The organism is Thiogranum sp. (assembly GCF_058323355.1).
The window spans coordinates 1-9935 of record NZ_JBTTIO010000024.1; the positions used below are offsets into that span (position 1 = coordinate 1).

At 58.2% G+C, this 9935-nt stretch carries 9 protein-coding genes; 6 read left to right on the forward strand and 3 right to left on the reverse strand.

From position 1 onward, the window contains the following. A partial coding sequence (locus ACW81B_RS04105; RefSeq protein WP_491578943.1) for a malic enzyme-like NAD(P)-binding protein occupies window positions 1-1201 on the forward strand: 1201 nt, incomplete at its 5' end. Here ACW81B_RS04105 and purT read toward each other — a convergent pair. From purT to ACW81B_RS04120, 3 genes are read right to left on the reverse strand one after another with little or no spacing between them, the layout of a single operon-like run. Then, window positions 1182-2381 (reverse strand): formate-dependent phosphoribosylglycinamide formyltransferase, encoded by a 1200-nt coding sequence (gene purT / locus ACW81B_RS04110; RefSeq protein ID WP_491578944.1) that lies wholly within the window; start codon window positions 2379-2381, stop codon window positions 1182-1184. The two genes, ACW81B_RS04105 and purT, sit on opposite strands and share 20 nt — an antisense overlap. 3 nt (window positions 2382-2384) lie before the next feature. Further along, window positions 2385-2996, reverse strand: coding sequence for a hypothetical protein (locus ACW81B_RS04115; RefSeq protein WP_491578945.1), 612 nt, complete (start codon window positions 2994-2996; stop codon window positions 2385-2387). A 2-nt stretch (window positions 2997-2998) separates the two neighbouring features. Further along, window positions 2999-5497 (reverse strand): penicillin-binding protein 1A, encoded by a 2499-nt coding sequence (locus tag ACW81B_RS04120; protein ID WP_491578946.1) that lies wholly within the window; start codon window positions 5495-5497, stop codon window positions 2999-3001. 193 nt (window positions 5498-5690) lie between these two features. Here ACW81B_RS04120 and ACW81B_RS04125 point away from each other — a divergent pair, with 193 nt between their 5' ends. The 5 genes from ACW81B_RS04125 to ACW81B_RS04145 all read left to right on the forward strand — a co-directional run. Next, on the forward strand, window positions 5691-6761 hold the full coding sequence (locus tag ACW81B_RS04125; RefSeq protein WP_491578947.1) for a pilus assembly protein PilM: 1071 nt from the start codon (window positions 5691-5693) through the stop codon (window positions 6759-6761). Further along, window positions 6761-7330, forward strand: coding sequence for a PilN domain-containing protein (locus ACW81B_RS04130; RefSeq protein ID WP_491578948.1), 570 nt, complete (start codon window positions 6761-6763; stop codon window positions 7328-7330). The genes ACW81B_RS04125 and ACW81B_RS04130 overlap by 1 nt, the downstream gene beginning before the upstream one ends. Then, window positions 7330-7926, forward strand: coding sequence for a type IV pilus inner membrane component PilO (locus ACW81B_RS04135; RefSeq protein ID WP_491578949.1), 597 nt, complete (start codon window positions 7330-7332; stop codon window positions 7924-7926). Before ACW81B_RS04130 ends, ACW81B_RS04135 begins: the two co-directional genes overlap by 1 nt. Further along, window positions 7923-8477: a pilus assembly protein PilP gene (locus ACW81B_RS04140; protein ID WP_491578950.1), complete on the forward strand. Its 555-nt coding sequence runs from the start codon at window positions 7923-7925 to the stop codon at window positions 8475-8477. Before ACW81B_RS04135 ends, ACW81B_RS04140 begins: the two co-directional genes overlap by 4 nt. A 78-nt stretch (window positions 8478-8555) precedes the next feature. After that, a partial coding sequence (locus ACW81B_RS04145; RefSeq protein WP_491578951.1) for a type IV pilus secretin PilQ occupies window positions 8556-9935 on the forward strand: 1380 nt, incomplete at its 3' end.

A 9935-nucleotide genomic window follows, 5' to 3' on the forward strand; every position in this document is an offset into this window, starting at 1 on the left:
CGTCACCAAGCCGTGCACGACCCAGCAGGAACTCTCGCTGGCCTATACCCCGGGGGTCGCCGAACCGGTACGCGCCATAGAAGCCGACCCCGATGATGCTTTCCGCTACACCGGCAAGGGCAACCTGGTGGCGGTGATCACCGATGGCACGGCCGTACTCGGGCTGGGCAATGTCGGAGCGCTGGCCGGCAAGCCGGTGATGGAAGGCAAGGCGGTGCTGTTCAAGCGCTTTGCCGATATCGATGTCTACGATATCGAGGTCGAAGCGGACAGCACAGATGACTTCATCGACACCGTGACACGCATCGCCAGCGGCTTTGGCGGTATCAACCTTGAAGACATCGCCGCGCCACGCTGTTTTGAAATCGAGCAGGCGCTGATCGAAAAACTGGACGTGCCGGTGTTCCACGATGACCAGCACGGCACGGCCATTATTATCTGCGCCGGCCTGCTCAATGCGCTGGAGATCAAGGGCAAGGCACTCGCCGATGCGCACATTGTTTGCCTTGGCGCCGGTGCGGCCGGTATTGCCTCGATGCGCCTGCTGAAAGCACTGGGGGCCAGTGCGGACAATATCTTTATGGTTGACCGCAAGGGCGTTATCCGCACCTCGCGCGATGACCTGAATTGCTACAAGCAGGAGTTCGCCGTCGATACGAAACGGGAGACGCTCGCCGATGCCATGCGTGGCGCGGATGTTTTCATCGGTGTATCCGGTCCCAACCTGGTCAGCGAGGCGATGCTCGCCAGCATGGCGGAACAACCCATAGTCTTTGCCCTGTCAAACCCCGACCCTGAAATCAGTCCGGTGCTTGCACACAAGGTTCGTGAAGACATCATTATGGCCACCGGGCGCAGCGACTACCCCAACCAGGTGAATAACGTGCTGGGCTTCCCGTTTATTTTCCGTGGCGCGCTGGATGTGCGCGCACGCGCCATCAATGAAGCCATGCAGATGGCAGCCGTCGAAGGACTGCGCGCCCTGACGCATGAACCGGTACCGGATGAGATTCTGCGCACCTACCGCAAGGAGCACATGGCGTTCGGGCCGGACTACATTATTCCCAAACCGTTCGACCCGCGCCTGATGGACTTTGTGCCGCCGGCCGTGGCCCAGGCGGCGATTGATTCCGGTGTGGCGCGCTGCGGTTTTCCAAAACACTACAAAACCGCACCACAGGTCAGGGCGCCAGCGGCTTGACCTGTGCCGCAGATTTCGCGGCGCGTTCACGTGCCTGTGCGACGTTTTCGCCGCGCGCAAGCGCCACCCCCATGCGTCGCCGCGGGAAAGCTTCCGGCTTGCCGAACAAACGCAGGTCGCTGCCTGGCACCGCAAGCGCCTGCTCGACGCCGGTGAAGGCAATGCCTTTTTCATCCATCCCGCCATAGATCACGGCGCTCGCGCCCGGGTTGCGCAATGATGTATCGACCGGCAGGCCCAGGATGGCGCGCGCGTGCAGCTCGAACTCATTCTGCCACTGGGTAATCATCGTCACCATGCCGGTGTCGTGCGGACGTGGACTGACTTCACTGAACCACACATCGTCGCCGGCGATAAACAGCTCCACACCAAACAGGCCGCAACCGCCCAGGCTGTTTGTAACAGCACGGGCGATTTCCTGTGCACGTGCCAGGGCCGGCTCACTCATGGCTTGCGGTTGCCAGCTTTCGACATAATCACCCTGTTTCTGGATATGACCGACCGGTTCACAGAAGCTTGTCTCGATCTCGCCCGATGCGCCAATGGCCCGTACCGTCAGCAGGGTGATTTCGTAATCAAAACGCACCAGAGACTCGACAATGACCCGACCCCGGTCGACACGCCCGCCGGACTTTGCATGGGCCCAGGCCTCAGCCAGCTGTTCAGCCTTCTGCACCAGCGACTGCCCCTTGCCCGAGGACGACATCACCGGCTTGATGATGCAGGGATAACCGATACCGTTATCGATAGCGGTGACAAGCCCGTCAAGACTTTCCGCAAACGCGTAGGCCGATGTCGGCAGCCCCAGTTGTTCGGCGGCAAGCCGGCGGATGCCTTCACGGTTCATGGTCAGCTGAACGGCACGTGCGGTCGGAACCACGCGAGCCAGGCCATCGCGCTCGACTTCCGCCAGGGTGTCAGTCGCAATGGCCTCGATTTCAGGCACGATAATGTGCGGTTGCACGTCTTCAATCAGCGCCCGCAGCGCAGCGCCATCGGCCATATCGATGACGTGTGCATGATGTGCAAGCTGGTGGCCGGGTGCGTCGGCGTAACGGTCGACCGCCGTCACTTCCACGCCAAGGCGTTGCAGGGCGATGATCACTTCCTTGCCCAGTTCGCCGCTGCCCAGCAACATCACACGGGTTGCCGTAGTGGATAAGGGTGTGCCAATTTTCATGATTCAGTCCGACTCGTTTAGCAAAAGTTCGACATCCTGGAGTGTTGCGCGGCTCATCGGCTTGCCGTCCACCGGGCTGCGCGGTGCTTCACGGCGGCCCTCGCGGGGAAACACGGTCAGCTCCACGGCATGTTCGCCGGCGCGAAAACCGAACACCGGGAATTCCTGTGTTTCATCGCCACCCAGCCTGAAGCGCTTCAACTTGCTGTCATAGGGAATTTTCTGTTCCATCAGGAACAGCGCAACCTGCTCCGCGGTATCGGCGAACAGGTGCAGGTTGATGTCCGAGTGCGGCCCGGCGGTGCCGCTCAGCACCGAACCGACCAGCCGCGGACTGAAGTCCGCCAGGAAGCGCATGGCCTGCGTGGCGCCGAGACGCAGGTCGGCCAGGTGCCCGGCCTGCTCTCTGGCATGGAACAGCCGATGGTAGGACGCCAGAGCCTCTTCCACCTCGGCATTACGGGGCATATTGCGTGTATCCGGCGCGCCCAGCTGGCGTGCCGCCTTGCGCTTGGCCACGTAGAAATCGGAAATGCCCTGTTCCGCCATCAGGCGTGCGGCCTCCTGCGCAATACGCACCCGCATCTGCATCCCTTTGCCTGAAACTTTTGCCATGGTCAGAACAGTGGCTCAACCGCGCTATCGGTCGATTCCCCCGTCTCCCCGGCCGTGGCCGGCTGGCTGTATTGTTGCGGCACATGCTCGGGGCGGAAGATCTCAAACATACCCCCACTCTGTCCGGGTGGCATACGCAGGCCGGTGGCGGGATCGATGCGCACGCTGATCAGGCCGGGGGGCTGTGGCATGACGGATTCCGGCACACCCTTGAGCGCCTCGTCCATATAGGAAATCCACATCGGCAACGCGGCGCGGCTGCCGGTTTCACCATTGCCCAGCGGCTGGACCCGGTCATAACCGACCCATACCGTGGTTACCAGCTGTGTAGTGAAACCGCAGAACCAGGCGTCGCGCTGATCGTTGGTGGTGCCGGTTTTTCCGGCCAGATCCTTGCGGCCCAGCGCCATGGCGCGACGGCCGGTGCCACGTCGCACAACATCCTGCATCATCGAGGTCATCAGGTAGACATTGGCCGTATCGACAACACGGTCTGCGTAAACCGGCGCGGGTACTTCGTCTGCCGGTGCTTCTGTTTCGTCAGGCTCCGTCAGGCTGTCGACGACTTCCACAGAGGTGTCGGGTATCCGCGCATCCTGCTGTTCCTGATCGACATTACCGGTATTTTCGCTGTTTTCATCAGTTTCACAATCGTCACAGGCAATCGGCGGGTTGGCGCGAAACAGCACTTCGTCGCGCACATCGCGTATTTCACGGATGAAAAATGGCTCGACATAGAAGCCGCCATTGGCCCAGACGCTGTAGGCGCGCGCCATTTCCAGCGGCGTGGCGGTACCGCTGCCCAGCGCCAGCGACAGGTCTTTGGGTACCTGCCCGGGACGAAAACCAAAACGTTGCACATAGCGCGCGGCATAGCGTGGCCCGATGGCGCGCAGCAAGCGGATGGACACCAGGTTACGCGACCGCGTCAGCGCCTCGCGCATGCGCGTTGGCCCATAGAACTTGCCACTGTAGTTTTCCGGTCGCCAGGTGGTTTCCAGCGAAGGGTCGTCGAATACGACCGGTGCATCGTTAAACAGGCTGGCGACCGTGTAGCCCTTGTTCAGTGCCGCGGAGTAGATAAACGGCTTGAAACTGGAGCCGGGCTGGCGCTGCGCCTGCAGCGCACGGTTGAATTTGCTGAGATAGAAATCGAAGCCACCGACCAGCGCCTGCAGCGCACCATCCCGTGGCCTGACCGATACCAGCGCGCCCGACACAGCGGGCAGCTGCGCCAACTGCCAGCGACCTTCATCCAGCGCCTGAATGTACACCACGTCACCGCGCTTCAGTACTTCATCTACCTGACGGATTTTGGATCCACGCTGGTTAACGGTGATATAGCGACGCGCCCAGGTCACGCCTTCCAGGTCCAGCTCAGCGCTGCTGCCGTCACGCAGTACAAGTTGTGCCCGCTCTGCCCCGGCGTCAATGACGATTGCCGGTTTCAGCACGCCATAGGGCCGCACCTCTTTCAGCACCGTGGCAATCCGGTCTTCATCAAACGGCTCTTCCAGCTCGATATGGCGTACTGCGCCGCGATAACCGTGCCGCCGGTCGTAATCCAGCAGTGCCTTGCGCGCGCTGGTGTTGGCCGCGCGCTGCCGTCCTGCATCGATGGTGGTGTAGACGTTGTAGCCCGCGGTATAGGCCTCATCGCCATATTGCTCCAGCATATAGCTACGCACCATTTCGGCGACCCAGGGCGCCTCCAACTCGACGTCTGCCTTGTGCAGACTGGCATTGTCAGGTGTATTCAGTGCTTCCCGGTAGCTGTCCGTATCGAGAAACCCCAGTGAATACATGCGCCCCAGTACGTAATTACGCCGCTGCAAGGCACGTGTCGGGTTGCTGACCGGGTTGTTCGACGAAGGCGCCTTGGGCAGACCGGCGATCATGGCGATCTGCGGGATCGTCAGTTCATCGATATCGGCACCGTAATAGACCCGTGCCGCTGCACCGATACCGTAGGCACGGTGCCCGAAATAGATCTTGTTCAGGTACAGCTCGAGAATCTCCTGCTTGGTCAGGTAACGCTCGATTTTCAGTGCCAGCAGGATTTCCGTGAGTTTGCGTAAATAGGTCTTTTCGCGACTGAGAAAGAAATTACGTGCTACCTGCATGGTAATGGTGCTGCCGCCCTGGCGCTTTTCCCCGGTGCTGATCAGTGTGACCGCGGCGCGAAGCAGTCCCTGGTAGTCCACACCGGGGTGCTGGAAGAAACGATCGTCCTCGGTCGCCAGGATGGCGTCGATCACCGCCTGGGGTAAATGCTCGTAGCGCACCGGTTCACGGTGCTGCTCGCCAAACTCCGCCATCAGCTCACCGGTCTGCGCATAGACCCGCAGCGGCACCTGTAGCTGAACGTCCTTGAGGCGCTCGATGGGGGGCAGCTGGGGCGATATATAAAAGTATGCGGCGACAATGACGATAACGATGGCTACCGACGCTGCAAGCGCTGAAGCCAGCAAAAAACGCAAAAAACGGGGGCGAAGTGTCATAAATTTGGCGGAGATGTGATGGGGTTCAAAATTAAAATCAGCTGGATTCCTAAACTTCAGTATAAAGCGTCCGATACTCTGAATCGAACCAAAGAGGATAAAGAGCACTTGATTGACAATGATTTGGTGTTGCTCTCTAATCCATAACCGTATCAATACACTGCAATTGCAGTGAATTTAAAGGGAAATAACGGTGCAGATCGCGCAACTGTTTACACGGAAAAAACCGCCGGTCGTCGGGCTCGATATCAGCTCTTCAGCGGTAAAACTACTCGAACTCAGCCGAAACGGGAACCGTTATCGCGTCGAAAGCTACGCGGTAGAGCCGTTGCCGCCCAATTCCGTCGTCGAAAAGAACATTACTGATGTGGAAGCCGTGGGTGAAGCCGTACGGCGGGCGATGAAACGCGCAGGCGCCCATACGCGCAATGCCGCTGTCGCAGTGGCCGGCTCGTCGGTGATCACCAAAGTCATCCCGATGCCCAACAACCTGTCGGACGACGAGCTGCACAGCCAGATAGAGATGGAAGCGGATCAATACGTTCCCTATCCGCTGGAAGAGGTCAGCCTGGACTTTGAGGTCCTCGGCGCCTCTGACAACAACCCGGATACGGTGGATGTCCTGCTGGCGGCCTGCCGCACGGAAACCATCGATATGCGCTCCGCCGCGGTTGAAAACGGCGGTCTCGACATCAAGGTGGTCGATGTCGAAGCTTACGCCGCGGAGAACGCCTTCCAGTTGTTGCAGGACCAGGTGCCGGATAACGGTTCCGACAAGACTGTAGCGGTCATTGATGTGGGCTCCACCATGACCACGCTTAATGTGCTGCACGACAGCAAGCTGATTTATACCCGCGACCAGGTCTTCGGTGGCAAACAGCTCACCGAGGAAATCATGCGTCGTTACGGGCTTTCCTTTGAAGAAGCCGGCATGGCGAAACGCCAGGGCGGCCTGCCGGAGAACTACGAACCCGAGGTGCTGGAACCCTTCAAGGAAGCCATGTGCCAGCAGGTCAGCCGTTCCCTGCAGTTTTTCTTCGGTTCCAGCAAGTACAACAGCGTTGAACAGATCATCCTCGCCGGTGGCAGCGCCTCGGTTCCGGGCATTACCGATCTGTTGCAGGAGCGCCTCGGTGTAGAAACCCTGGTTGCCAATCCTTTCGCATCCATGTCGCTGTCTTCACGCGTGAAGCCACAGTCACTGAGTAACGATGCACCCGCACTACTGATTGCCTGCGGGCTGGCACTGAGGAGTTTCGACTAATGGCTCATATCAATCTACTCCCCTGGCGCGAAGAACTTCGCAAAGAGAAACAGCAGCAGTTCGCTGTTATTGGCGTTGGAACGGCCATTGTCGCTGGCCTGCTGATTCTGCTGACACACATGCAGATAAACGGACTTATCGAGCAGCAGAACAACCGTAACAAGTTCCTCGACGCCGAGATCGCCGCGCTTGATGAGAAAATAGCCAGGATCAAGGATCTTGAGAAAACCAAGACCGCTCTGCTCGCACGTATGGATATCATCCAGCAGTTGCAGCACAGTCGTCCCCAGAGTGTCCACCTGATGGATGAACTGGTTTATACCTTGCCCGACGGCGTTTTCCTTAACTCGATTTCGCAAAAGGGAACCGGCCTTACCATGAGCGGCGTCGCCCAGTCGAACGCCAGGGTTTCAGCCTACATGCGTAACATCGATAACTCGCAGTGGATAGGCAAACCCCGTCTCGATGTTATCGAAACCAGGGAAGAAGACAACCGCCGGACCGCAACCTTTGTGCTGCGTGCCGACCAGATTATCCCGTCTGCGGAAGACGTGGAGGAAAACAGCTGATGGATCTCTCGGAACTCAATGAACTCGACCTGAGCAATATCGCCAACTGGCCACTGCCGGCCAGGGTGTTTGTTATTGCACTGGTCTTCGTCGGCGTACTGGGTGCGGGCTACTGGCTCGACATCAAGGACCAGCGCGCCCAACTCGAAAAATCCGAACGCAAGGAAGTCGAATTGCGAACCACCTTCGAGAACCGTGCAAGGAAAGCCGCCAACCTGGAAGCCTACGAGCAACAACTGGCGGAAATGCGCGAATCGTTCGGCGCCATGCTGCGACAGCTTCCCAACAAGACGGAAGTTGCAGAACTTCTGGTGGACATCTCACAGACCGGTCTTGCCGCCGGGCTGGAATTCGAGCTGTTCAAACCACAGGCCGAAGTCCCCAGGGAGTTCTATGCAGAACTTCCGATAAGCATTCGTGTCAAGGGTGACTACCACGAGTTTGGCGAGTTCGTCAGTGGTGTGGCCGCACTGCCGCGTATTGTTACGGTTCACGATGTGAACATCACTGAAAACAAGGAAGGCAAGCTGACCATGGACATCCTTGCGAAGACCTATCGTTACATGGATGAAGAAGAGGAAGGGGGCGCCCAATGATTCATTATTCGCTGGGAAAACTGAATTCATTTGCGCGTATCACCATGGCTGGCCTGCTGGCCGGCAGCATCGTGGGCTGCGCCGGAAACAACACCGAAGACCTGCGCAGCTATGTCGAAAGCGTGAAGTCAAGGCAGCATGCACGGGTTGAGCCGTTGCCTGAATTTTCACCGTTTGAAACACACCTGTACCAGGCGATGGACGCGCGCGACCCGTTTACGCCGCCAAGCTACTCAACGCCAAAATCACAGGTGGCACAGGCTTCGAACGGCGGCATCTCGCCCGACTTCAACCGTCCCCGCGAACCACTTGAATCCGAACCGCTGGATGGCCTGCGTATGGTGGGAACGCTCGGTCGCGACGGGACATCATGGGCACTGGTACGCATGAGTGACAGCACCATACATCGCGTCAAGCCCGGAAACTATATTGGCCAGAATTTTGGCAAGATAGTCAATATCACAGAATCCGAAGTTGAAGTAACCGAGATCGTGCCTGATGGCCTCGGGGGATGGATTGAACGCCAGGCATCTCTGGCACTCAGCGAGTAATTGGAGATAAAAACGATGAATGCAATTCACACAATGTGGAAGGATGCTGCGCGAGGATCAAACAGGCCGACCAACAGGATGCTGAACAGTATTCTGGTTCTGGGCATGTTACTGCTTGTTGCCTGCCTGCAAACGGCAGTTGCCGCTGCACCACAGCTGAACACACTGAAAAGTATCAATTTTGCGGGACTTCCGGGTAACCAGGTTCAGATTACTTTCGAACTCAGCAAGCCCGTCTCCAACCCCGCAAGTTTTACCATCGATAACCCGGCGCGCATTGCCTTCGACCTGCCGGCGACGAAAAGCGAACTCTCGAAACGCTCGCAGGCCATTGGCATCGGTCCGGCGAAGAGTGTTACCGCTGTCGAGGTCAAGGGCCGTACCCGTGTCGTACTGAATCTTTTTGAAATGGTGCCCTACGAAACACGCACTGATGGAAACCGGATTATTGTTGTTCTCGGTACCGGTGGCCAGCGAATCACGTCTTCAGCGCCTGCCGCCGCTACAGGAACAGCCGCGGCGAGCATCGCTCCGGCTGTTACAGGCATTGATTTCCGTCGTGGTGAACAGGGTGAAGGCCGTGTCGTGGTAACGCTCTCCGACCCCTCCATTCCCGTCGACATGCGACAGGAAGCTGGCAAGATCATACTGGAATTCAATGGCGCCTCCCTGCCGGAAGAGCTGCAACGCCGCCTTGATGTCACGGATTTTGCCACCCCGGTCAAACTGATTGACACCGAAAGCCAGGGTGACAAGGTACGTATGGAAATTACTCCGATCGGTGAGTATGAACATCTTGCCTACCAGACTGACAACCAGTTCACGGTAGAAATCCGTGAAACCACCAAGGAAGAAAAAGAGCAGGCCAAAAAAGAGAAGTTCGGTTATACCGGCGAACGCCTGTCCCTGAACTTCCAGGACATCGAGGTCCGCTCGGTACTCCAGTTGCTGTCCGACTTTACCGGCCAGAACATCGTGGTCAGCGACTCAGTGACCGGCAACCTGAGCCTGCGCATGCAGAATGTCCCCTGGGACCAGGCGCTGGATATCGTGCTGAAGACCAAGGGCCTGGCCAAGCGTGAAAATGGCAACGTTATCCTGATCGCCCCGAGTGAGGAAATCGCTGCACGCGAGAAACTCGAACTCGAATCGATAAAGCAGATTGAGGAACTGGCGCCATTGTACTCTGACCTTATTCAGGTCAACTACGCCAAAGCCACCGACCTTGCCGAGCTGTTAAGCAGTGAGGACAGCTCGCAAATGTCAGATCGCGGCAAAGTCTCTGTGGACGTGCGCACCAATACGCTGCTTGTACAGGATACAGCGGAAAAACTGGGGCAGATCCGCCGCCTGGTATCACGCCTGGATATCCCGGTGCGTCAGGTGCTGATCGAGTCACGTATTGTGCTGGCCAACAACGACTTTGCCCGCGAGCTGGGCGTCAAGTTCGGGCTCAGC

Bases quoted from the DNA above. Each gene is read 5' to 3' on its own strand.
- ACW81B_RS04115 (WP_491578945.1), bottom strand. From the start codon at position 2,996: ATGGCAAAAGTTTCAGGCAAAGGGATGCAGATGCGGGTGCGTATTGCG.
- ACW81B_RS04120 (WP_491578946.1), bottom strand. From the start codon at position 5,497: ATGACACTTCGCCCCCGTTTTTTGCGTTTTTTGCTGGCTTCAGCGCTT.
- ACW81B_RS04130 (WP_491578948.1), top strand. From the start codon at position 6,761: ATGGCTCATATCAATCTACTCCCCTGGCGCGAAGAACTTCGCAAAGAG.
- purT (WP_491578944.1), bottom strand. From the start codon at position 2,381: ATGAAAATTGGCACACCCTTATCCACTACGGCAACCCGTGTGATGTTG.
- ACW81B_RS04135 (WP_491578949.1), top strand. From the start codon at position 7,330: ATGGATCTCTCGGAACTCAATGAACTCGACCTGAGCAATATCGCCAAC.
- ACW81B_RS04140 (WP_491578950.1), top strand. From the start codon at position 7,923: ATGATTCATTATTCGCTGGGAAAACTGAATTCATTTGCGCGTATCACC.